Raw genomic sequence first — 23,885 nt, forward strand, 5'->3', positions numbered from 1 at the left:
GGGAGGCGTTACAACTCCGGGACGGCTTCCTGCGCCACGGCCGTGGCTTCGGCGAACTGGGTCTGGTAGAGCTCGGCGTAGCGGCCATCGGCGGCCAGCAACTCGGCATGCGTGCCACGCTCCACGATCCTGCCGTCCTCCACCACCAAGATGGCGTCGGCTGCCCGGATGGTGGACAGACGGTGCGCAATAACGACGGCGGTACGCCCCTCGAGCGCCTCCCCCAAGGCCGCCTGAACGGCGGCTTCGTTGGTGGAGTCCAGCGCAGCCGTTGCCTCATCGAGGATGACGACGCGCGGCTGCTTGATGAGCAGCCGGGCAATCGTGAGCCGCTGCCGTTCGCCGCCGGAGAGCCGGTAGCCCCGCTCCCCTACCACTGTTTCCAAGCCGTCGGGCAGTGATCGGATCATCGGTTCCAGGCGGGCCCGCCTGAGCACATCCCACATGTCCTCTTCGGTGGCGTCGGGACGGGCAAGGCGAAGGTTGGATGCAATGGTTTCGTGGAACAGGTGACCGTCCTGGGTGACCATGCCCAGCGTGTCACGCAGTGAATCGAAGCGGATGTCACGGACGTCCACGCCTGTCCCGGGAGCCTGGCCGCCAAGCCGAACAGCACCGGAATCGACGTCGTACAACCGGGACAACAACTGTGCCACCGTGGACTTGCCTGCGCCTGAGGAACCCACCAACGCCACCGTCTGGCCGGGCTCGACACGGAAACTGACACCGTGCAGGACTTCCTCGCCACCGCGGGTGTCCAACGTGGAAACCTCTTCGAGCGAGGCCAGGGAGACTTTGTCTGCGGACGGGTAGGAGAAGCGGACGTTGTCGAACTCCACCGCAACCGGACCGGCCGGCACGGAAACCGCGTCCGGCTTCTCGGTGATAAGGGGCTTCAGGTCCAGGATTTCGAAGACGCGTTCAAAGCTAACCAAAGCACTCATGATTTCCACGCGAGCATTGGACAAGGCCGTCAGCGGAGCGTACAGCCGGGTCAGCAGGAGCGCCAGGACCACAACATCGCCTGGAGCCAACTGGCCTCCCAACGCCAGCCAGCCGCCCAGGCCATAGACCAAGGCCAGGGCCAACGCCGAGACCAACGTCAGAGCTGTGACGAACGTGAACTGCAGCATCGCGGTGCGGATACCGATGTCCCGGACGCGTCCGGCACGTGCGGCGAACTCACGGGACTCTTCATCCGGGCGGCCAAAGAGCTTCACCAAAGTGGCTCCGGGCGCGGAGAACCTCTCCGTCATCTGGGTTCCCATGGCGGCGTTGTGGGCGGCAGCTTCACGGCGGAGATCCGCCAGCCTGGAGCCCATCCGGCGTGCGGGAATCAGGAAGATCGGCAGCAGCACCATGGCCAGCACAGTGACCAGCCAGGAGGTGTTGAGCATGACCGCCAATGTCAGGGCCAACGCCACCACGTTGCTGACCACGCCGGACAAGGTGCCCGCAAAGGCAGACTGGGCCCCGATGACGTCGTTGTTCAGGCGGCTCACCAGCGCACCCGTCCGGGTCCGGGTGAAGAATGCGATGGGCATCCGCTGTACGTGGTCAAAGACCCGGGTGCGCAGGTCCACGATGACGCCCTCGCCAATGATCGACGACAACCAGCGCGTCAAAAGACCTACGCCTGCTTCGCCAACGGCCACGATCGCAATCAGGACAGCCAACCAGATGACGGTTCCCACACCGGCGTTGGCGATGATCGCGTCAACCACCTGGCCGGCAAGGACCGGGGTAGCGACAGCCAGGAACGCTCCGGCGATAGAAGCGATGACGAAGGCAATGAGCTTGCCCTTATGCGGGGCGGCAAAAGCCATCACCCGCTTCAGTGTTTCCTTCGAGAACGGCTTGGAGCCGGACTTGGCAGTGGTGATGTTGTACAGCGAGCTCCAGGCCACGCGGTCCATGCTCATGGTTATTTCTCCTGGCTTGGGGTGTGATGGAGCTCCTGGACGTGGCCATTGTGCACGTGCCAACGCGAATCGAGCCGTACGTTTTCGAGCAAGCGGCGGTCGTGGGTGACCAGCAGGAGGGCACCTTCGTAGTTTTCCAGTGCCTCTTCAAGCTGTTCGATCGCAGGAAGGTCCAAATGGTTGGTGGGCTCGTCCAGGACCAGCAGGTTTACTCCGCGGGCCTGCAGCAATGCGAGCGCGGCACGGGTCCGCTCCCCCGGTGACAAGGAATCCACAGTCCGGGACGTGTGATCCGCCTTCAGGCCGAACTTGGCCAACAGCGTCCGGACGTCCGCGGCAGTCCAATCCACCAGCACGGCTTCAACCGCGTCGCCAAGGTTGCTGCCGCCGTCGAGCAGTCCGCGGGCCTGGTCAATCTCGCCAACGGCCACCGACGCCCCCATGGAAGCGTCGCCGTCGTCCGGTTCCTGTGTCCCCAGCAGCAGCCGGAGCAGAGTGGACTTACCGGCACCGTTGGGGCCGGTGATGCCGATCCGCTCACCGCCGTTGAGCTGGAGGCTCACCGGCCCGAGCGTGAAGTCGCCTTGGCGCGCGACGACGTTGCGCAGGGTGGCGACGACGGCACTTGAGTGGGGCGCCTGGCCGATGCTGAACTGCAGCTGCCATTCCTTGCGGGGCTCTTCCACCTCGGTGAGGCGGGCGATCCGGGACTCCATCTGGCGGACTTTTTGGGCCTGCTTCTCGGAGGATTCGGTGCTGGCGGCACGACGGATCTTGTCGTTGTCCGGGTTCTTCTTCATGGCGTTCCGTACGCCCTGGGAGCTCCATTCACGCTGTGTGCGGGCACGGGAGACGAGGTCCGCCTTGGTGTTGGCGTAATCCTCGTAGCGTTCGCGGGCGTGGCGTTTGGCGATGGCACGTTCTTCAAGAAAAGACTCGTAACCGCCGTCGTATACGGCAACTGAGTTCTGGGCGAGGTCCAGTTCCACGACGGCGGTGACGCACCGGGCCAGGAACTCGCGGTCGTGCGAGACCAGCACCACGCCGCCGCGCAGGCCTTGGACAAATGACTCAAGCCGGGCCAGGCCGTCCAGGTCAAGGTCGTTGGTGGGTTCGTCCAGCAAGACCACATCGAAACGGCTGAGCAGCAGCGCGGCCAATGCCACGCGGGCCGCCTGCCCGCCGGAGAGCCCCGTCATGAGCGCGTCGGTGCCCAGTTCCAGGCCGAGGTCGGCCAGGACTGCCGGGATGCGGTCTTCAAGGTCAGCGGCACCGGATGCCATCCACCGGTCGAACGCAAGGGAGTAGGCGTCGTCGGCCCCGGGAGCACCGGATCCGAGCGCTTCGGCGGTGGATTCCATCTCGGTTGTGGCCTTGGCGCAGCCTGTCCTGCGGGCAATGTACGCGGCGACGGTTTCGCCTTCCGTACGTTCATGTTCCTGCGGCAGCCAGCCCACGAAAGCGTCCGACGGCGCGAGGCTGACGGTCCCCTCCTGCGGCTGGTCGACCCCGGCCAGGATACGCAGCAGCGTCGATTTACCTGCGCCGTTCGCGCCCACCACACCAACGACGTCGCCTGGCGCCACGGTGAGGGAAAGCTTCGAAAAAAGTGTGCGGTGGCCGTGACCACCGGCAAGATCCTTGGCTACCAAGGTTGCAGTCATTGTGTCTATCCTCCAGCAAGGGAACGCAGGGAATCAGGCTGCGATTCCCGCAGGCATGGAAAAACCCGTTGGTCCGGACTTGGGGGGGTGTACGGACCAACGGGTTCAATCATCAAGCATAATTCAATGTGGCGTCAGCGTAAAATCGTTTCGTACTCCCACTTCCGGTTTCCCGCTGAGCGAAACCGGGCCGCCCCTGCGACACATTCCTGAAAGTTCCACATGCCATTACAGTCCAAGGCGTTCCAGCGCTGGCTTCACGGCGTTGCGCCCGATGCCAGCACGGCTGACGTCTGCAGGATCGCCGGCATCAAGAGGACCACCCTTGCCCAGCAGCTGGTTCGCGGCAAGGTGGCCGAATCCACCTTGGTCAGCATCAGTCGCGGTTTCCATATCAACCCGGTACAGGCGCTCTCGACTTTCGACCTCTACTCCGATCTTCGTGGCGACCCCGTCCCACCGACGCCCTGCGAACTGGTGAGCCAGGTGGCCACCATCGACTTGTTGCGGGCCGTGGTGGAGCGAAGCGAGCCAGGTTCCGCCCCCGCCCCGCACCTTTCGGAGCCACCGCACCCCACGTCCGTGCGGAACTGGGTGGACGCGATCGACGACGGCGAGTTGCGGCACCGCGTCAGTGTCGCCACCGGGATAGCTCCCCAGAACTTTTCGGCGCACCTGACAGCCAACAGGCTTCCGCCCGAACTCGCTGTCGCAACCTCCCGCGCTGCCGGGGTGGGGCCCGCGGGAGGACTGGTGGCCGGCGGACTCATCACCGAAGCGGAGGCCGGGTGGCCACCGGATGCCCGGCGGAAAGCCTTGGACGCCATGACCCAGAGTTCACTGGTGACCCTGGCCGGCGACCGGCTGCTGGCACTCGGTAAGACACTGCGCCGACAAGAACAAGACCACGAACGTACTGAAAGAATTTGGGAGAACCTCGGATGACGGCTGTCCTGCCCTGGGTCACGCTGGTTGTTTGCCTCGCGATTACCCTCGCACGAATCCCCAGCGCCCTGCGCGGCGAGAACCGGGATGTCTTCTACATCTTCTCGCTGATCACCCTGAGCATTTTCATCAGCATCGAAGCGCCGTATCTGGTCATTGACGGCTGGCTTGGCGGGATGAACATCGGCAACCTGGTGCTGCGGTTCCTCCTGTATGCCACGTTCTACTTCATGGGCGTCAAGATCGCCATGGCGTTCGGATCAGAATCGGCCGTACGTGCAATCCGCGGACCCATCGGTATCACCGCGGCTGTACTGGTGGGCGCCTTGACCATCTACTTCTTCGCCATCACGGACACGCGGGGTTCCTCGGCCGGAATGAGCGGCCTCACCTGGGGGCCCTCCCTGGACGGCTATGCGGCCATGGGCCGGCTGTATCCCGGGTTTGTTGCCGCCTGCCTGGTTCCTGCGATCTGGCGGACCGTGGCCAGCACGGCTCCCGTGCTGCTGCGCGTGGCTTCGGGGTTCCTGCTCCTGGGCCTTTGCTTGTTGCTGCTCTCCCAGTTCTTCCCGTTGATCCCTTTTTCAGAGGCCTGGCTGCGGGTGCTCATCAACTACTCAGCTGCCATGTCCACGTGCATCGGATTGGCCGGAATCTGGTTTTCCAAGACCTACGCCCGTCGAAAGCGACGACTCTTGGCGTAAGACTTTCACAAAAGCATTAGATCATGGCACAATCATGAATGTGTGAAAGCGGCTGCAGCCTGACACCGGAATCAGAGAACGGGTTTCCGGTGGATGTGGCGCCCACCGGATCACAATTGGGGGGATGAGTGGTGGCGGGCTGTTGGGGACCGCCCCCACTCAGCCTTTTTAACTGCAAAATTGTTTCCTCGCCGGGCAGGAGCAAATGCGGCGCACACACCGTGACTAAGATGGCTCCATGAACAGCCTTCGCACCCGACGCTCAATCCTCGCTGCCACCCTGGCCTCGGCCGCCCTTGCGCTTGCTGCCTGCGGCGGCGGCTCCGCTCCTGCCCAGTCCGGCGCGGATACGTCCCTTTCCGATGTGAAGTCCAAAGGCGAACTGGTCATTGCCACCGAAGGAACCTACCGCCCCTTCACCTTCCATGCTGAGGGCGCCGGCGACCTGACAGGGTACGACGTCGAGATTGCACGGGCAGTGGCAGACAAGCTTGGCGTGAAGGCAACTTTCCAGGAGACCCAGTTCGATGGCATCTTCGCGGGCCTGGAAGCCAAGCGTTTCGACACCATCGCGAACCAGATCTCCATCAATGACGAACGCAAAGCCAAGTACGAGTTCTCCACGCCCTACACCGTCTCCACGGGCGTTGTGGTCACCAAGACCGATAACAACAGCATCAACAGCTTCGCCGACCTCAAGGGCAAAACCACTGCCCAGTCGCTGACCAGCAACTTCTACAAGATGGCTGTCGAAGCCGGCGCAAACGTCCAGGCTGTGGAGGGGTGGGCCCAGTCCGCCACCCTGGTCCAGCAAGGACGCGTCGATGCCACCGTCAACGACAAGCTCACCTACCTCGACTACGCGAAGACCACCCCCGACTCGGGTTTGAAGGTTGCAGCTGAGGCGCCGGACAAGACCGAGAGTGCGTTCGTTTTCCGCAAGGGATCCACGGAACTCAGCAAGGCCGTCAGTAAAGCCCTCGCCGATCTCCAGTCCGACGGAACGCTGGCGAAGATCTCCACCAAGTACTTCGGCGCGGACGTCACCAAATAGATGAACTGGGACCTCATCTGGAGCTCCTTCGGCCCCCTGATTACGGGGGCCGTGACGGGGACCATTCCCCTGACGCTTGCGTCCTTCGCATTTGGCCTGGTGCTGGCGCTGCTGGTTGCCCTGCTGCGGCTGAGCCCCAACGTGGTCCTTTCGGGGATCGGCCGTTTCTACGTTTCAGTCATTCGCGGCACTCCGTTGCTGGTGCAGCTCTTCGTGATCTTCTACGGGCTGCCCAGCATCGGTGTGAAGCTGGACCCCTGGCCGAGCGCGATCATCGCCTTCTCCCTTAACGTTGGCGGCTACGCGGCTGAGATCATCCGTGCCGCCATCCTGTCCGTGCCGAAGGGCCAGTGGGAAGCCGGCCACACCATCGGCATGTCCCGGCCGCAGACCCTGCTGCGCATCATCCTGCCGCAAGCGGCCCGGGTATCCGTCCCACCGTTGTCCAACACCTTCATCTCCCTGGTCAAGGACACGTCCCTCGCATCCTTGATCCTGGTCACCGAACTGTTCCGCAATGCCCAGCAGATTGCTGCCTTCAGCCAGGAGTTCATGGCCCTGTACCTGCAGGCTGCCCTGGTCTACTGGGTCATTTGCCTGGTCCTTTCCACCGCGCAGTCCGCCGTGGAGAGGAGATTGGACCGCTATGTCGCCCACTGATACCCCGGAACCGCGGGTCGCCCCGGTACTGGAGGCCAGGAACCTCGCCAAGGCCTTTGGCAGCAACAAGGTGCTGCGCGACATCGACATCGATATCCGCCGTGGCCAGGTAGTGGCCCTGATCGGGCCCTCGGGCTCCGGTAAGACCACGGTCCTGCGCTCGCTCAACGGACTGGAAATTCCCGACGGCGGCACCGTTACCTTCGGCCGCGGTGATGCCTCAGGTGAGCTGGCCATCGATTTTGGGGCCAAGGTGGGCAAGAAGGAAGTAGCCGCCCTCCGCGACCGCAGCGCCATGGTCTTCCAGCACTACAACCTGTTCCCGCACATGACCGTGCTGAAGAACATCATTGAGGGGCCGGTGCAGGTCCAGAAGCGTCCCAAGGCCGAGGCCATTGCCGAAGCCGAACGGCTCCTGGAACGCGTGGGCTTGGCCGACAAGCGCGACGCCTATCCCTTTGAGCTTTCCGGCGGCCAGCAACAGCGCGTCGGCATCGTGCGCGCCCTGGCCCTGAAACCCCAGCTACTCCTGTTCGACGAACCCACCTCCGCCCTCGATCCCGAGCTCGTAGGCGACGTTCTGGGCGTCATCAAGGAACTCGCCGAAGAGGGCTGGACCATGGTGATCGTCACCCATGAGCTGGCCTTCGCGCAGCACGTGGCGGACGAAGTCATCTTCATGGATGGCGGCGTCGTGGTGGAGCGGGGCCCTGCTGCCGAGGTGCTGCGCGCACCCCGGCAGGAACGGACCAAGCTCTTCGTGAAACGGCTACAGCACGATCTCTAGCCCCGGCTGAAGCGCAACGTCACCAACTGGAACGGACGGAGCACCAGGTCCACCACGGAGTCCTCCCCCACAGCAACACCGGGGGCATCGACGGGCCGTTCCAACAGGTCCGTGGCCGCGACACCCTGGGCCTGGAATCCGGGTACTACCTTGCCGGTTGAGCGCTCCCCCAAGGATTCGTAAAGCCGGACCACAACATCGCCCGATCCGTCCTCGGCCAGCTTGACGGCCTCCACTACGATCGCAGGATTGGTCACTGAAACCAGCGGCTCCACGGCGTGCCCGCCGGTAACGTACCGCGGTGCGAGGTTGGTGCGGTAGCCCTCTTCCACGGCGTCGGCTATCGCCGCGCCAGGCCTGATGGACAGTCCCAGGGTGTGTTCGCCCCGGTCCGCCTCCGGGTCCGGGAAACGGGCGGAGCGCAGCAGCGAGGTGCGCACCGTCGTCGTGGTTCCGCCGTCCCCGCGGACCGCCCTGGTGACGTCATGGCCGTAGCTGGAGGAGTTGCTGACCGCCACCCCGTATCCGGGTTCGGCCACGTGGATCCAGCGGTGCGCGCAGATTTCGAACTTAGCGGTTTCCCAGGACGTGTTGGTATGGGTGGCCCGGAAGACGTGGCCAAACTGTGTTTCGGAGGCCGAGCGGTCAGCTCGGACGTCCAGCGGGAACGCAATCTTCAGCATCTTTTCGCGTTCCTGCCAGTCCACGGTGGTGGCGATGCCCAGGGACTTCGCGCCGGCGTCGAGCGTGATGCGTTGCGTAATGGTGGAGGCGTTCACCTTGCGTTTGACCACCACGACCGCGCCCGCTGCGGTGCGCTCGAGGTCGCAGCTGTCCGCACGGGTCAGCGGAGTGACGTTCCGACGATAGAACTCCTCAATGTCCCAGGCATCCCACTCGTTCGGGGTGTCCCTGAAGAGCTCCAGCAGATTTCCTGCCTGGCCCGGAGCGATCGCCTCACGGCCGCTGGCGTGGTCCACAAGCGAGCTCAGGAGACCATCAGCGTTCAGGACCGCACGGATGACCCCGTTGTCCAGGACGTAGCCGCCGGCGTCCTCCTGGACATCAACGGCAGAACCGGGGGTGTTGGTTGCGCCGGCGCCTAGGGCGGGCACTCCGGCACGCATGTGCGGGGCGGCGTTGAGCAGGTACTCGTTGCCGCCTGGTCCCACCAGGGCCGTCGCGGCGGCACTGATGATTGCTTCGAGGTCGCGTGCGATGGCCTCGTAATTGCGTTCGGCATCCTGGTGGACCCACGCGATGGAGCTGCCGGGCAGGATGTCGTGGAACTGCTGCAGCAGGACCAGCTGCCAGAGGCGCTTAAGTTCCTCGTAGGGGTACTCGTAATCCGCGCCGAGTCGCACCGCAGCCGTGGAGCACCAGAGCTCTGCTTCGCGGAGGAGGTGCTCGCTGCGGCGGTTTCCGCGCTTGGTCTTGGCCTGGCTCGTGTACGTTCCGCGGTGCATCTCCAGGTACATCTCCCCCACCCACACCGGAAGATTCCCGTACTCGGCCTCAGCCTTGGTGAAGAAGTCCCGGGCGGTTCCCATTCGGACCTTTGGCGATCCCTCAAGGTCTGCGGTGCGGTGCGCGGCAGCAACCATTTCGCGCGTTGGTCCGCCACCGCCGTCGCCATAGCCGAACGGCACCAGCGACATGGTGCCACGGCCGTGGTCGCGGTAGTTGCGCTCGGCATGCGCCAACTCCCGGCCGTGCAGCTCCGCGTTGTAGGTGTCAACGGGAGGGAAGTGCGTAAACAGCCGGGTCCCGTCAATCCCTTCCCAGGAAAACGTGTGGTGCGGCATCCTGTTGACCTTGTTCCAGGAAATCTTCTGGGTGAGGAACCAACGCGATCCCGCAGCCTTGACGATCTGGGGGATGGCCCCGGAGTACCCAAAGGAGTCGGGCAGCCATGCTTCCTGGCATTCGACGTCAAACTCTTTCAGGAAGAAGCTCTTGCCCTCCACGAACTGGCGGGCCATGGCCTCCCCGCCGGGCATGTTCGTGTCGGACTCCACCCACATGCCGCCCACGGGAACGAACTGTCCGGCTTTGACCTTTTCCCTGATCCGGACGAACAGCTCAGGGAAGTACTCCTTCATCCATGCCATCTGCTGGGCGGAGGAACAGGAGAAGACGAAGTCCGGGTCCTCGTCCATCAGGGCCACCACGTTGGAGAAAGTCCGTGCACATTTGCGGATGGTCTCCCGGACCGGCCACAGCCACGCCGAGTCGATATGTGCGTGGCCCGTGGCCAGGAGTTCGTGCGCGGACGCATACGCCGGCCTGCTCAGGACCTCCCTGAGCGCTTCACGGCCGGCGGCTGCCGTGCCGGCGACGTCGTCGGGGTCCATGATGTCCAGCATGCGTTCCAGCGCCCGCAGGATCTCGTTGCGCCGGGGCAATTCGATGGGCAGCTCATACATCAGGCCACTGAGGGTCCAGATGTCCTGGTTGAGTTCCCACACAGTTTCATTCAGCTCTGCCATGACAATCCGGCCAAAGCGGTACCGGGGTTCATCACCGGAGGTCGCCTTGTCCCCCAGCGGAGTGGGCGCAAAGGACCAGCCTTGTGCAACGTCAGGGTTGGCCGCGGCCTCCACGTAGAAGTCCACGGAGTGTCCGCCGCCAAGAAGTTTCAGAGGTACGTGGTAGTTCCTGGGCGAGATTGCCTTGATGATGCTGCCGTCCGCACGCCAGGCGGTGCCTTCGCACTGGAAACCGGGGACGTCACTGTTGAACCCAAGGTCCACGATGATCTCCACCCCAGTGGAATCCGCCATGCCCCAGTCCTGGGGCACCTCGCCCTGCAGGCGCAACCATTTTGTGCTCCAGGCCTTGCCCCATGCAGCGCCCGGCTCCTGTGGGGTGAAGAGCTGGCGCATGGCCTCGGCGGCGGGCACCGGCTCACCGGGAGCATCCCAGCTGCTGAGCTCCAGCGGTAAGGCCCTGCCATAAATGGCCGGAAGAATGCGTTCCCGAACAAATCGATCGAGACGCTGTTCAGTGATCCGGCGGTCGTCGTGCAATTAATTCCCCTTTGGGCGTCGGGTTAAGGACAGCGTGATGGCAGGTTCCCCACAGGCTGTTTTTCAACGCCTGTTCCTGATACCCGCGGTTCCATTCGATGGATAAAATCTACGTTGTTCCAGCCCAATAGCCAAGTGACGGGGCCACCACCGGGGTGTCCCTATGAGCCCTGCTCTCCCGTGATCCTGTCCCGACCAGCGTACACATTGAGGCTGGAACCCCGGCTGAAGCCCGCCAGTGTGATGCCCGATTCCACGGCCAGCTCCACGGCAAGGCTGGACGGAGCACTGACTGCGGCAAGAACGGGTATGCCCGCCATTGCAGCCTTCTGGACGAGCTCGAAAGACGCCCTGCCGGAAACCTGCAGCACCGTCCCCCGCAACGGGAGCATTCCGGCGCGCAAAGCCCAGCCCACCACCTTGTCCACCGCGTTGTGGCGCCCCACATCCTCCCGGAGGCAGAGCAGCTCGGAAGTGCCGTCGTCGTGAATCCTGAACAGCCCGGCGGCATGGACGCCGCCTGTCTTATCGAAAACCGCCTGTGCCTCGCGGAGACGGTCCGGGAGGGCCGCAAGGACGCTCACGGGGACGGTGACGTCGTCCTCGTGCGGCGTGTGGTGCGAGGATTTGCGGACTGCCTCAATGGAGTCCGTGCCACAGATGCCGCACGAGCTTGAGGTGTACACATTGCGTCCGGTGTCCGGGCGTTCCACGTCGGGGCGCAACTGGGCGTCCACAACGTTGAAGGTCTGCACGCCGTTCTCGTCCTCCCCCGAGCAGAACCGCTCGGAGATCAACTGCGAAGGCTCCCAGATGATGCCCTCGGACACCAGGAAGCCGGCAACGAGGTCGAAGTCGTCACCCGGGGTACGCATGGTCACCGAGAAAGACATCTCGCCAAGCCTGATCTCCAGGGGCTCCTCCACGGCAAGGACATCCTCCTTGAACCGGACTGGGTGCTCCAGTGCCTGGGGAGAGCCATCCAGGACGAACTTATGCACCTTGCGGCGCTGGGTTACGCGTCCCACGCTAAGCCACCTCACTTTCATGCCGGACGAAGCGCACCGTCATGGCCTTGTAACCGGGCGTGTTGGACTCCCTGGCCACCAACTCGCGATGTACCAGTGCATTGGCTTCCGGGAAGTAGGCGGCAGCGCAGCCCTTCGCCGTGGGGTAATCCACCAGGCGGAACTTGTTGGCCCGCCTCTCCGATCCGGCAAATGTCGAGATGACGTCCACCAAATCACGGTCCTGGAAGCCAAGTTCCTCCAGGTCGGCGGAGTGGACGAGAATCACGCGGCGGCCCTCCGAGACTCCACGGTAACGGTCATCCAGCCCATAGAAGGTGGTGTTGTACTGATCGTGGCTTCGCACGGTCTGCAGGATCAGGTGGCCTGCGGGGGCTTCGAGGTACTCCAAGGGGCGCACGCTGAAGCGACCCTTCCCGATATCCGTGGCAAAGGTACGGGTATCGCGGGGCGGGTTGGGCAGCACGAAACCATTCTTGGTACGGACCCGGGCGTTGAAGTCTTCGAATCCGGGGATGACACGGGAGATATGGTCGCGGATCACGTCGTAGTCCTCAGCCATGGCCCGCCAGTCCACGCCGTGGTCATCGCCAAGGGTCGCCTGCGCCATACGGGCTACGATCACCGGTTCGCTGAGCAGGTGTTCGGAGACCGGTTCCAGCCGTCCCTGCGTTTTGTGGATGACCGACATGGAGTCCTCCACGGAAAGGAACTGCTTGCCCTTGGGGTGTTTGTCATCGGTGTCTGTCCGGCCCAGCGTGGGCAGGATCAGGGATGTCTTGCCATGGACCACATGGGCCCGGTTGGGCTTGGTGGAAATGTGGACCGTCAGCCCTGCACGTTTCAGGCCTTCTTCCAGTGCTGACGTGTCCGAACCCGCCGCGGCGAAGTTGCCGCCCATGGACACGAAGACATCCACCTCACCCTTCTCGAGGGCGTGCTGGGTTTCCACGGAGTCGTAGCCATGGTCGCGCGGCATCCGGAAGCCGAACTCCTTGTCCAAGGCTGCCAGGAACGACTCCTTGGGCTTCTCCCAAATACCCATGGTGCGGTCACCCTGCACGTTGGAGTGGCCGCGGACCGGGCAGGCTCCCGCTCCCCGCTTGCCGAAGTTCCCTTGGAGCAGCAGGAGGTTGATGATTTCGCGCAAGGTATCCACCGAGTGGGGCTGCTGGGTCAATCCCAGCGCCCAGCAAATGATGGTGGCCTTGGAGGCAGCCATCATTTTCGCCACCTTGGTGATCTCCGCACGGCCCAGGCCGGTGGCGCGCTCTGTTTCATCCCAGTCCACCGTAGACCGGGCCTCCGCGTAGGCGGCGAAGCCGTCGGTCTGCTGCGAAATAAAGGAATGGTCGACGACGGTCCCCGGGTTGAGCTTCTCCTCCTCCAGGAGCAGGTGGCCGAGGGCCTGGAACAAGGCAAGGTCTCCGCCGACCTTGATCTGCAGGAACTCATCGGCGATGGTGGTGCCGCCACCGATCACTCCGTTAAGGGACTGCGGGTCCTTGAAGTTCAACAGGCCCGCCTCGGGAAGCGGGTTCACGGCAACGACTTTTCCACCGTTGTTCTTGCAGTCCCGCAGTGCTGAGAGCATCCGGGGATGGTTGGTTCCGGGGTTCTGGCCGACCACCAGCACCAGCTCCGCATGGTGGATGTCCTCCAGGGACACCGTGCCCTTTCCGATTCCGATGGTGGGGTTCAGTGCGCTGCCGGAGGATTCATGGCACATGTTCGAACAGTCCGGGAGGTTGTTGGTGCCGAGGCTTCGAGCGAACAACTGGTACATGAAGGCGGTCTCGTTGGCCGTGCGGCCGGAGGTGTAGAACACGCATTTGTCCGGCGTGGTGGCGTTGATGTGCTCCCCGATGAGAGCGAAAGCGTCCGTCCAGCTGATGGGCGAATAGTGGGTGTCACCGGGCCTGATGACCACAGGCTCGGAAATCCGGCCCTGGCTCCCCAGCCAGTACTCGGTCTTGCCTTCGAGGTCCTTGATGGAGTGCTCGGCCCAGAAAGGCGCGCCCACCGTCCTGGTGGTGCTTTCTTCGGCGATTGCCTTGGCGCCGTTCTCGCAAAACTCTGCCGGGCTTCGCCGGCCGGTGATCGATTCGGGCCACGCACATCCCGGGCAGTCGAACCCGCCGTGTTGGTTGACCCGCAGCATGGAGCGGACCGTACGGGTGACCCCCGCTTGCGAATAGCCGCGTTCAAGCGCCACCGTGACGGCTTTGACGCCTGCTGCGGCTCGTTTGGGCGGGTGGATCTGCAGGTCATCTTCGTTGATGTCCTGTTCGGGAGCATGCCTGTTCATGAGTCCATCATTGCATCTTGGCCGGACTGTCCGTCCAAGGCGAGCGCACCGCTCAAGCGTCCAGGGCACTCCAGTCCACCGGGCCGGCCGGAGCCTTCTTCGCCTGCCTGCCCGGCGCCTTGTGGGGCTTGTCATCTGCCGGCTTGGGTGCGGGCAGCGGCTTGCCCCAAGGCAGGGCGAACGCAGGGACCAATTCCCCCATCTGCACTCCATGCGGCGGGACCACCATGACCCCATCCGCAGCTGCGAGGCCGCGCATCATCCCGGGAGCCGCATGCTGGGCCGGCGACGCCAGGCCATACATCAGCCTGAAGGGCATCAGGCGGGTACGGCCGGGATCCGCGTCAATCATCGCGCCGCAGGGCACCTCGGCGACGTCTTCAAGTTTGCCGTGTCCCAAGGCCGCCAACAGGGGCCCACCCACCGTAAACAGGGCCATCATCGCCGCGAGCGGATTCCCGGGCAGGCCCAGCACGAACCGGCCGTCGGGAAGCTCGGCCAGCACCGCGGGATGGCCCGGACGCATGGCGATGCCATCAATCAGCAACTCGCCTCCGAGCTCGGCCACCGCCTTCCGGAAGTGGTCCGTCCCCGAGAGCCCGGTGCCCCCGGTGGTAATAACGACGTCGGCCGGCGGTTCGGCGTCCACGTCAGGTCCGCCAAGCAGCGGCTCAGTATCCTGGAGGGCGGCCAGCCACTCTTCATAGCTGTCACCAACCCTGAGCTGCTCACCGGCGATGCCGCCCAAAAGTTCCACGACAGAACCCAACTGCGGACCGAACGTGTCCCGGACCTGCCCCGGACCTGGAACCCCCTGCACTACTACCTCCGAGCCTGTCAGGAGGAAGCGGACCAAAGGCTTGCCCTGAACGTTCAGATGGTCCAGTCCGGCCAGCGCCGCCAAAGCTATGTGCGCCGGGTTCAGTACCGTCCCCGCTTTGAGCAGGACCTCCCCCTCCACGGCTTCTTCGGCGGCTTTACGGATATGTTGGCCGTTGCGTGGCTCCCCCGGTTTCGCTGTGCCGCCAAGCGCAAGGATCGGCAGACCGTCGTCGTCCGTCGTGATCTCGCCGCTCTCGCTGCGCAACACAGCTTTGGCGCCGGGCGGAATCAGGCCACCAGTGACAATGGGGCTCGCCTGGTGTGGTGCCAGCCGCTGCCCGGGCTCGCTGAGGATCCACGGACCACTGCCATTGACGGCCCATCCGTCCATGGCCGACGACGCGTAGTGGGGCATGTCCTGTACGGCCAGGACATCCGAGGCCAATGTGCGGCCAATGGCGGAACTGATCGGGACCGGACCGGGCGGGATGGGCGCAGCAACCTCGAATGCCCGGCTGCGGGCCTCCTGCCACGTGTGTGCCGCGTGATGGCCCTCCCTGGGGGCCTCGGTCATTCGGCGTCTGTCCCGGTCTCCGCGTACTCCTTGGCCACCTTGCGTGCCAGGTCCAAAGCCGCATTCATGGCGGCATCGTCGCTGGCCTGGCCGATTCCGCGGGCCATGCCGGCGGCGTACCCGGCGATGAACGTGGTCAAGGGAGCCGCGGGACGCACCACCGAATGCGCAGCTACTCCGGCGACGGCAAGGACCTCATTGACGTCCACTTCGACGCCTTCCAGCTCGAAGGCCTGCAGCAGTGTGCGGCACCATTCCTCGAGCGTCTCTTCCTGGCTCTTCACGTCGGCCTCCAAGTCGTAGTCAATGCCCAACGCCGTGGCGTCATCCCAGGTATCCACATCATCCGTGGCACCGGCGGGGACGGCGACATCCAGCAGGTTCAGCCTAGCAAGCAGCCGGAACACCGAAGAGTCCGTTAAGCCGGAACCGTCCCCGGATTCCGCCACTTTCCGTTCCAGGGCCGCCGTGCTGTAAACACCCAGCAGCGGCTGCTTACGACCGTCAGCAGACACTGCCATGGCACCGTCCACGTCCGGATGACTCCTGAGCGCGTTCCAGAGGGCATCGACTCCGCGGGCAGCGTGGGGCATGTCGCACGCCAAAACCAGCGTCCACGGACACGGCAGGGCCCGGGTCCTCAGCGCCGCCAGCCCGGCAGCGATGGCAGCAGCAGGGCCCGCAAACGGCGGCTCTTCCCGCGCCTTCAGGATGCCTTCGTGCAGGGCCGCGTCGTCGCCCCGGACCTCAGGGCCTACAACAACGACGGCGGCTGCACCGCCCGATGCCTGCAGGGCATGCGAAAGGAGGGTGGCGCCGTCGTACGTTAAGGACGGCTTGGGCACGCCACCAAGGCGGGTGGCCCTGCCACCCGCCAGGACGACGGCGTTGAACTCCATCCGCCCAGATTACCCGGGGCGGGCGGAGTCGTCAGAAATCGATCAGGCAGCGGATTCCGGCAACAGGAACGGGTCCCAGTCCGGCGCAGGTTTCTCGAGTTCCTTGATCTGCCACATGGTTCCCTGGGGCACGCCGGGTTTGAAACGAAGTTTCCAACCCATCTCAGCCAGCGTGTGGTCACTCTTGGCGTTGTTGCATTTCAAGCACGCCGCAACCAGGTTTTCCCAGGAATCCGCGCCGCCCCTGGATTTGGGGTGGACGTGGTCTATGGTGTGCGCTGTCTTCCCGCAGTAGGCGCAGCGGTGGCCGTCGCGGCGAAGGACGCCCCGGCGGCTCACGGCGGTGATCCTGTTGTACTTGGGACGGATGTAGCGGTTGAGGAGGATCACGGATGGTCGTCCGAGAATCTCCTGTGGCCCGACGACAGGCTCGTCGCCTTCGGCCACTACGCTCGCTTTCCCAGTCAGCACAAGGACCAGCGCCCGGCGGAATGTTATTACCGCCAGCGGTTCATATCCAGCATTCAGAACGAGTGTGCGCATGCACGTACCTCTTCACGGCCGCACCCGTCAGGGGCACGAGGGCCGGCTGCCCTCTGCATGTACGGGCTGTGGATCGACAAGATAAGGGTAAGCACTTATATGCCGTATCAACGAATCTTTCTGTCGTTTCCCGTGCGGTGTCGGCAAATGTTCATGCGTGGTTAAAGCGGAACACCCCGCCGGCCGGAGCCTGCGGGGTGTTCCAAAAGGTACGTTATTAGCCGTTGACGCGGATGAAAACCGGGCCGGAGCCAACGTTTACGCTGAACAATGCTGTGGTGGATCCGTTCCATCCACCGTGCACTGCCATGCCGTTGCCGACGTAGACAGCGATGTGGGCCTGTCCGGCCAAACCGCCGTTGGCGTAGTAGGCGAGGTCGCCCGGCTGGGCTTCTGCAGCACTGACCGTACGGCCCAAGGAGAGGTACCCGGCCGGCCAGTCATGGAAGTGGATGCCCACGGCTGCCAGGGAGTTGGTCACCAGCATGGTGCAGTCCTGGGTCACGCCGAGCTGGGCGTACGCTGCGGCGGCGATAGCTGCACCGAGGCCGCTGGAAGCTGCCGGAGCCTTGGCAGCCGTAGCCGAGCTGTTGACGGCAAGCGTCGCGTTGCCGGTGGAAGCAGCCGTGTTGGCGCTCTCCGTGGCCTTGGCTTCTGCCTTGGCGGGAGCCTTCTTCTCCACGGGAGCCGGAGCTTCAACCGTGGTGACGACGGGCCGTTCGTAGGAGATGGCTACCGTGGAGTCCGCAGCGATGGTCGACTGGACCACTGCCTGGACATCGAGGGTGGACGTCGCGGTGGATTCACGGTCAACGTTGGTTTCGGCGGCGTTGGCCGCGACACCGCTGGTCAGGACCAGACCGGAAGCCGCTGCGATGACGGCGGCCTGGCGGCCCACAGTACCGGCGTTGCCGCCGACAGCCTTGGCGATGATGGCAAGCGAGCTGGTCTTGGGGGCCTCAGCGCGATGCCGTGCAACCTTGTTTGCACTGGTCATGATTTTCTCTTTTCGTATCCGCGTGCAGTGGGGTTACACGCGGGTAATGGGCGGCCAGCACTTGGGGGCATGCTGGCCGGCCACGAACCGGATGTTTTCTAGCGAAGGGTGAAGAAGGAAGAGGTGCCCGTGGAGGCTGCCGAGTGCAGGAGGGTGCCCTGGCTCGGGTTCAGTGCGCTGATCATCATGCCGTTGCCGACGTAGATGCCGACGTGGGCTCCGCCGTTCTGCATGACGAGGTCACCGGGCTGGGGGTTGCTGGTGGGCTTCATGGCCGTCCAGGCGTTGACGCGGGGGATGCTGATGCCGGCCTGCGCGTAGACCCACTGGGTGAAGCCGGAGCAGTCCCAGCCGTTGGGGGTGGTGCCGCCCCATACGTAGGGGTGACCGATACCGGTGTAGGCAATGGCGGCGAGGCCCGAAGCAGCAGCGCTTGCAGCACCGTCCGTAACCTCGGAGGACTTTGCGGTGACCGCAGCTGCGGCGTCCTGGCTACCAGCGGCGCGCTGGGTGACCTGCGATGCACGCTGGACAACCTTGGGGGCTTCCTTGGTGGCCACGACCGGGCTCTCGAAGGCCACGGTGGCGGTTGGCTCTGCAGTGACGACGGCGGTTGCCACCATCTGCTGGGTGCTGGAGGCTTCCGACTTGGAGATGTCCGTATCAGCTGCCGTAGCCGGAAGACCGGCGGTAAGGACAAGGCCCGAAGCTGCTGCCAGGACGACGGCCTGACGGCCAACCGAACCGGCGTTGGACGAAACAGCCTTGGAAAGAGTGTTCAAGGGGTTCGTACGAACCGTTTCAGCGCGGTGGCGCGCAGGGGTAGTGCGTGATGACACGTAGGTAGCCTCTCCCAATGCCTGCGAGGTGAGCTGTCGGATTCGGATGGGAGTCATCCGGCCGCGTTGCTTCAAGGAAGCTTTTGCGACTTAACCCCAAGGCCTTCTATCGAAGACCAAAAGTGGTTCCCCCGCCCCTGCCAGACGATTTATGCGAACGGACCTTGAGTGGTGGCAGAGCTAGGCAATCCACTCAAGTGCACCGGCCCCCTAAAAAGCCGATGCGCTTTGTACGGTACAACAGTTGAACGCGAATGTCACATTCAGGTCACGGGGTGTCGCAAAATGCGAGAGGCGACCATCAACTGGCTTAGAGCCAGCCCATGGGGTCGACAACTTCTCCGTTGACCTGGACCTCGAAGTGGAGGTGGCAGCCCGTGGAAGCGCCCGTGGTGCCGCTCAACGCGACAGTATCGCCACGGGTGACGGTCTGGCCGACCTTGACGTTGAAAGACGACAGGTGGTTATAGGTGGTCTCGAGGCCGTTGCCGTGGTCCACTACCACGCGGTTGCCTCCGCCATACTCGTGCCATCCGGCGAAAGTGACTTTGCCCGTGGCAGCCGCATGCACTGCGGTGCCGCACTGGGCAACGAAGTCCTGGCCGCGGTGGAAGTCGCCCGTGCCGCCCGTGAGGGGGCTGACCCGGTAGCCGAACGGCGAGGCCGTGACCAGGCTGTCCAAGGGGCTGGCAAGCGTGCCTACGGACGAGGCGCGCTGGATGCTGCCGACCGACTGGGCGCTGAGCAATTGCTTCAGCTTGCCGTCGGGGTCAGCTGCGGTTGCGACGGCGGCGCGGCTGAAGTCGATTTTTGCCGATGCGGCTGCGGAAACCTCTGGCTGGCTGCCGCCGGAAACGGCGAGGGCGGACTCGGTCTGGCCCGACTCCGACGTTGCCATCACTGGGCTTGTGGCCGGCAGTCCGACAGTCAGCGCCAAACCGGTGGCAGCGAGGGCTACTCCGGCTTTCTGGCCGACACCACTGGCTGCGGCGAAATCGGCAACCTGGCGCAATGGGCTCTTACGGCGGCGGACTTGGCGCTCAGTGTCACGGGGCCGGACCTCCATTGTTGCGCGGGCTGGCCGCAGCTCAACAGCGGGGCCGGTCGCGCGGCGACGACCCCTGACGTTCTGCGATGTCAAACTCTGTTCCTCTCTGGAAAGCCTGCGAAGTTAGCTGTCGGATTCGGGTCAGAGAGTTCAAAGACCCGGTCCGCACGAAGCGCTCATGGCACACAGGTATCCAAGGAGGGACTTGCGTAAATGGGCACTTCTGCTGCGGACTTCACCCCAAGGCTGCTTCTTTAGACAGCCGCTTGTGGTTCCCCCGCCTCTGCCAGTGGTGGATGGCACACCTGATCCGCTGGCAGAGCTCGGCTCCGGATCAGGTAACGCTTTGGTATCGGCGCTAGTAGATAACTATAGGCGATTAAAGCCTGCAGTAATAAATTCGTTATCAACAGGACGACGCACTCCCATATCATCAATCCCGAAAAACCGCAGGTCACATTGTCCCGCAGGGCACAAAAGTGAGGTTTGACACGGCATCCCCGAGGAGGCGGCGCCCCGAAGGGAGGTCAGCCCAGGGAGACGAACACGTGGGCCGCAACTTCAGGCGGAAGCTCAAGCGCTCCCTCGATGCCGGGAACCCGGACAGAAATGTACTCGCCGACGCGTTCCAATGACACCGCTGCCCCGGGACGGATTCCGCCCTCGTCCAGCTGGGTGAGGAGTTCGGGCTCCACCTGGATGGGCTCGGCAAGCCGGCTGACCACCACGCGGGAATCGGCGGCGTAGCCATCCATGGCCTGCAGCAGGTTGATGTCGAGCCGCGGAATGGTCTGCGTCGGCAGACCGCCCAGGGCTTCGAGTCCTGGAATCGGATTGCCGTAGGGCGACTCGGTGGGGTGTTCAAGGAGTTCGTAGAGCCGGCGTTCAACCCGCTCACTCATCACGTGTTCCCAACGGCACGCTTCGTCATGGACGTACGCCCAGTCGAGGCCAATGACATCGGCAAGGAGCCGCTCCGCGAGACGGTGCTTTCGCATGACCTCGGTGGCGCGCTTGCGGCCCATCTGGGTCAGTTCAAGGTGACGGTCGTTGGATACGATCACCAGGCCATCGCGCTCCATGCGGCCGATGGTTTGTGAAACCGTGGGGCCGGAGTGCCGCAGGCGCTCGGCGATGCGGGCCCTGAGCGCCACAATGTTTTCTTCTTCCAGCTCCAAAATGGTCCGAAGATACATCTCAGTGGTATCGATCAGATCCGTCATCCAGCTCAGCTCTCCTCGAACGCAGTTTCCTTGCGTAATCTCCACCGTACCGCGTCCTTGGCCAGGGCAGCCGGTGTTTACCGCTGGCCCTTGAACGCCGACACCCAGCCTAGCTTATTTGGAATTACTCTGGATAATTCCGGTCGCATCCTGTTGCTTCGCATTCCACGTGGCGGACTATGACGGATGCAGGTTACAGCCCCCGGGCCGAGTCAGGCAGAATTGGGGAGTCGAAGGGGCAGCGGATGCCACCTGCCACGACCCATCTCTAGCCGATACCCATTGGAGCCACACGTGAGCGACAACAGCATCACCATTCCCGCCGATCTGCTGCCCAAGGACGGACGCTTCGGCGCAGGACCGTCCAAGGTCCGCCCGGAACAGATCGAGGCGTTGTCTGCCGCATCGGCCACCATCCTGGGTACCTCCCACCGGCAGGCCCCGGTCAAGAACCTCGTTGGATCGGTACGGGAAGGACTCAGCCAGTTCTTCCGCGCACCCGAGGGATACGAGGTTGTCCTTGGCGTCGGCGGATCAACCGCCTTCTGGGACGTCGCCGCATTCGGCCTGGTGGAGAAGAAGGCCCAGCACCTGTCCTTTGGCGAGTTCGGTTCGAAGTTCGCCGCCGCCACCAACAAAGCCCCGTTCCTTGATGCTTCCTCCATCATCAAGTCCGAGCCCGGCACCCGCCCCGTGGCACAAGCCGAAGCCGGCGTCGATGTCTACGCGTGGCCCCAGAACGAGACGTCCACGGGTGTTGCAGCTCCCGTCAAGCGGGTCCAGCGCGCCGACGAAGGATCACTGATCCTGGTGGACGCCACCTCCGCTGCCGGCGGCCTGGACGTCGACGTCTCGGAGTCCGACGTTTACTACTTCGCCCCGCAGAAGAACTTCGCATCAGATGGCGGGCTGTGGCTCGGCCTCTTCTCCCCCGCAGCCTTGGAACGCGCTGCCCGTATCAAGGCATCCGGCCGCTGGATCCCGGATTTCCTGGACCTGCAGACTGCCATCGACAACTCCAAGCTCAACCAGACGTACAACACGCCGTCGTTGTCCACCCTGGTGACCCTGGACGCCCAGGTTCAGTGGTTGAACAGCAACGGCGGCCTGGACTTTGCCAGCAAGCGCACGGCGGACTCCGCCAACCGGATCTACTCCTGGGCCGAAGCCTCCGAGTACGCCACCCCGTTTGTGGCCAAGGCTGAGGACCGCTCCAACGTCATTGCCACCATCGACTTCGACGACTCGATCGACGCGCCCGCGATCGCCAAGGTCCTCCGCGCCAACGGTGTGGTGGACACGGAGCCGTACCGCAAGCTGGGCCGCAACCAGTTGCGTATTGCCACGTTCGTCGCCATTGAGCCGGACGATGTCTCAGCGCTCCTTGCCAGCATCGACTACGTCGTGGGTGAACTGAAGAAGTAACCCTCGGCGGGTAGCCAGCCGGACCCGAGGGTCGGCGTCGTTCGGTCAGCCCGGACGGCGCCGTCGCCGCTTAACGGGCGGTGCCGCCGTCGCCCTCTTCCGTACCCGGAGGGGCAAGCAGCGACTCCACCCGGAAATGTTTCAGGCCACGCGCCCGCCGGTCAAAGCGGAGCCTCAGCTGTTTGGCCCGGATGATCCAGACCAAACCCACGACGGCGGTGCTGATGCCGGCTATCGCGGCTACGCCCACCGCCCAGCGCGGACCGCCGATGTTGGCCACCCAACCCACCAGCGGGGCACCAATGGGTGTCCCGCCCATGAAGATCGCCATGTACAACGACATGACCCTGCCCCGCATAACGGCCTCCGTGGTCGATTGCACGTATCCGTTGGCACTGGTGATGAGGGTCAGCGCGAACAGGCCACAGGGAACCAGCGCGAGACCGAAAAGGGTTGCGTTGGGCGCCAGGGCAGCGAGCGTGCTGGAGACCCCGAAGCCTCCGGCCGCCAGGAAGATCAGCCTGAGGCGGGGCCGGCCGCGTCGGGCGGCGAGCAATGCCCCCGTTACTGAGCCGATGGCCATGATGGAACTCAGGGCCCCAAAGGCGCCGGCGTCCATGCCGAACTGGGTGCCTACCATCGCGGCGATGAACAGCGGAAAGTTGAGTCCGAAGGTGCCCACGATGAAGATGGCCACCAGGACCACTTGGATATCAGGCCTTCCCCGGACGTACCGCAGGCCTTCGCGGATGCGCCCTTTACCTGGAGCCGCACGTGGTTGTGCCCGCAGTGACGACGCCGGAATCAGTTTGAGCGCCCAGAGCATCGCGGCGAAGGACACCGTGTTGATGAGGAAGACCCATCCCGGCCCCACCACCACAGTCAGGACACCGGATACTGCCGGACCGATCATCCGGGCTACGTTGAAGGATGCGCTGTTCAGTGCCACCGCGTTGGGGAGGTAATCATCGGTGACGAGTTCCGAGACGAACGTTTGGCGGACCGGAGCGTCCAACGCCGTCACGATGCCCAGCAGCAGGGCAAAGATGTACACGTGCCACAGCTCCGCGACTCCCAACAACACCAGGATGCCCAGTCCCGTGCTGAGCAGGGCCATTGCCACCAGGGTGAGGAGGAGCAGCTTCCGCCTGCTGTAGCGGTCGGCAAGCAGGCCGGCCCACGGGGCAAGGAAAAGTTGCGGACCCAGTTGGAGGGCCAGGGTGATGCCCATGGCGCCGGCATCGTGCGCGGTCAGGTGGTCGAACACCAGCCAGTCCTGCGCAGTGCGCTGCATCCAGGTGCCGATATTGGAGATCAGGGCACCGAAGAACCAGATGCGGTAGTTGGGAATCCCCAGCGACTTAAAGGTGGACATCAGTGTCCACCATCGCTTGGTTCACCCCGGGTTTCCGCA

General features: G+C 64.0%; 19 protein-coding genes and 2 riboswitches. Of the genes, 6 read left to right on the plus strand and 13 right to left on the minus strand.

All coding sequences use genetic code 11. The features are described 5' to 3' along the window. Nucleotides 1-8: 8 nt before the first annotated feature. Both ABHM97_RS05310 and ABHM97_RS05315 read right to left on the minus strand, forming a co-directional pair. Nucleotides 9-1,922, minus strand: a complete 1,914-nt coding sequence (locus ABHM97_RS05310; protein ID WP_284985939.1) for an ABC transporter ATP-binding protein — start codon at nt 1,920-1,922, stop codon at nt 9-11. Between the two features lie 2 nt (nt 1,923-1,924). After that, on the minus strand, nt 1,925-3,586 hold the full coding sequence (locus ABHM97_RS05315; RefSeq protein ID WP_349469871.1) for an ABC-F family ATP-binding cassette domain-containing protein: 1,662 nt from the start codon (nt 3,584-3,586) through the stop codon (nt 1,925-1,927). 222 nt (nt 3,587-3,808) lie between these two features. Here ABHM97_RS05315 and ABHM97_RS05320 point away from each other — a divergent pair, with 222 nt between their 5' ends. The 5 genes from ABHM97_RS05320 to ABHM97_RS05340 all read left to right on the plus strand — a co-directional run bounded on the left by ABHM97_RS05320 (nt 3,809) and on the right by ABHM97_RS05340 (nt 7,736). Then, the gene (locus tag ABHM97_RS05320) at nt 3,809-4,531 is read left to right on the plus strand and encodes a hypothetical protein (RefSeq protein ID WP_235518969.1); all 723 of its coding nucleotides are present in this window, start codon (nt 3,809-3,811) and stop codon (nt 4,529-4,531) included. After that, nucleotides 4,528-5,235: a hypothetical protein gene (locus ABHM97_RS05325; protein WP_235518967.1), complete on the plus strand. Its 708-nt coding sequence runs from the start codon at nt 4,528-4,530 to the stop codon at nt 5,233-5,235. Before ABHM97_RS05320 ends, ABHM97_RS05325 begins: the two co-directional genes overlap by 4 nt. A gap of 238 nt (nt 5,236-5,473) precedes the next feature. Then, entirely contained in the window at nt 5,474-6,289 is an 816-nt protein-coding gene (locus ABHM97_RS05330; protein ID WP_349469872.1) for an amino acid ABC transporter substrate-binding protein, read from the plus strand. Beyond that, nucleotides 6,290-6,949, plus strand: a complete 660-nt coding sequence (locus tag ABHM97_RS05335) for an amino acid ABC transporter permease (protein ID WP_257368903.1) — start codon at nt 6,290-6,292, stop codon at nt 6,947-6,949. It begins immediately after the preceding gene. Further along, nucleotides 6,936-7,736, plus strand: coding sequence for an amino acid ABC transporter ATP-binding protein (locus ABHM97_RS05340; protein WP_349469873.1), 801 nt, complete (start codon nt 6,936-6,938; stop codon nt 7,734-7,736). The genes ABHM97_RS05335 and ABHM97_RS05340 overlap by 14 nt, the downstream gene beginning before the upstream one ends. On the opposite strand, the gene ABHM97_RS05345 is transcribed toward ABHM97_RS05340, so the two are convergent. From ABHM97_RS05345 to ABHM97_RS05390, 10 genes are all read right to left on the minus strand, one after another. Continuing rightward, nucleotides 7,733-10,765 (minus strand): alpha-mannosidase, encoded by a 3,033-nt coding sequence (locus ABHM97_RS05345; protein WP_349469874.1) that lies wholly within the window; start codon nt 10,763-10,765, stop codon nt 7,733-7,735. The genes ABHM97_RS05340 and ABHM97_RS05345 overlap by 4 nt on opposite strands. Before the next feature lie 161 nt (nt 10,766-10,926). Next, nucleotides 10,927-11,793 carry a formate dehydrogenase accessory sulfurtransferase FdhD gene (gene fdhD, locus ABHM97_RS05350; RefSeq protein ID WP_349469875.1) on the minus strand — a complete coding sequence of 289 codons (867 nt, stop codon included), beginning with the start codon at nt 11,791-11,793 and terminating at the stop codon, nt 10,927-10,929. Nucleotide 11,794: 1 nt separating this feature from the next. Then, nucleotides 11,795-14,101, minus strand: coding sequence for an FdhF/YdeP family oxidoreductase (locus ABHM97_RS05355; protein WP_349469876.1), 2,307 nt, complete (start codon nt 14,099-14,101; stop codon nt 11,795-11,797). A gap of 52 nt (nt 14,102-14,153) precedes the next feature. Beyond that, the gene (locus ABHM97_RS05360; RefSeq protein ID WP_349469877.1) at nt 14,154-15,497 is read right to left on the minus strand and encodes a molybdopterin molybdotransferase MoeA; all 1,344 of its coding nucleotides are present in this window, start codon (nt 15,495-15,497) and stop codon (nt 14,154-14,156) included. After that, nucleotides 15,494-16,396 (minus strand): NTP transferase domain-containing protein, encoded by a 903-nt coding sequence (locus ABHM97_RS05365; RefSeq protein WP_349469878.1) that lies wholly within the window; start codon nt 16,394-16,396, stop codon nt 15,494-15,496. The genes ABHM97_RS05360 and ABHM97_RS05365 overlap by 4 nt, the downstream gene beginning before the upstream one ends. Before the next feature lie 42 nt (nt 16,397-16,438). Then, entirely contained in the window at nt 16,439-16,939 is a 501-nt protein-coding gene (locus ABHM97_RS05370; protein ID WP_144662688.1) for an HNH endonuclease, read from the minus strand. Nucleotides 16,940-17,156: 217 nt separating this feature from the next. Then, a complete protein-coding gene (locus tag ABHM97_RS05375; RefSeq protein ID WP_235518951.1) occupies nt 17,157-17,936 on the minus strand; it encodes an NlpC/P60 family protein in 780 nt (259 codons plus the stop codon). Nucleotides 17,937-18,034: 98 nt separating this feature from the next. Then, the gene (locus ABHM97_RS05380; protein ID WP_308194890.1) at nt 18,035-18,775 is read right to left on the minus strand and encodes a C40 family peptidase; all 741 of its coding nucleotides are present in this window, start codon (nt 18,773-18,775) and stop codon (nt 18,035-18,037) included. Nucleotides 18,776-18,779: 4 nt separating this feature from the next. Then, a riboswitch (cyclic di-AMP (ydaO/yuaA leader) is annotated at nt 18,780-18,941 on the minus strand. Between the two features lie 144 nt (nt 18,942-19,085). Beyond that, nucleotides 19,086-19,916, minus strand: a complete 831-nt coding sequence (locus ABHM97_RS05385) for a M23 family metallopeptidase (protein WP_235518948.1) — start codon at nt 19,914-19,916, stop codon at nt 19,086-19,088. A gap of 4 nt (nt 19,917-19,920) precedes the next feature. After that, nucleotides 19,921-20,135: riboswitch (cyclic di-AMP (ydaO/yuaA leader) on the minus strand. A gap of 215 nt (nt 20,136-20,350) precedes the next feature. Further along, nucleotides 20,351-21,046, minus strand: coding sequence for an iron-dependent transcriptional repressor DtxR (locus ABHM97_RS05390; protein WP_235518947.1), 696 nt, complete (start codon nt 21,044-21,046; stop codon nt 20,351-20,353). 294 nt (nt 21,047-21,340) lie between these two features. On the opposite strand from ABHM97_RS05390, the gene serC reads away from it, so the two are divergent. Next, nucleotides 21,341-22,471, plus strand: a complete 1,131-nt coding sequence (gene serC, locus ABHM97_RS05395; protein WP_349469879.1) for a phosphoserine transaminase — start codon at nt 21,341-21,343, stop codon at nt 22,469-22,471. A 70-nt stretch (nt 22,472-22,541) separates the two neighbouring features. Here the strand turns inward: serC and ABHM97_RS05400 are convergent, their stop codons facing one another. Further along, a complete protein-coding gene (locus ABHM97_RS05400) occupies nt 22,542-23,846 on the minus strand; it encodes an MFS transporter (protein WP_349469880.1) in 1,305 nt (434 codons plus the stop codon). Between the last annotated feature and the right edge of the window lie 39 nt (nt 23,847-23,885).

Origin of the sequence: Paenarthrobacter sp. CAP02 (assembly GCF_040137855.1) — a bacterium.
Lineage (GTDB): Bacteria > Actinomycetota > Actinomycetes > Actinomycetales > Micrococcaceae > Arthrobacter.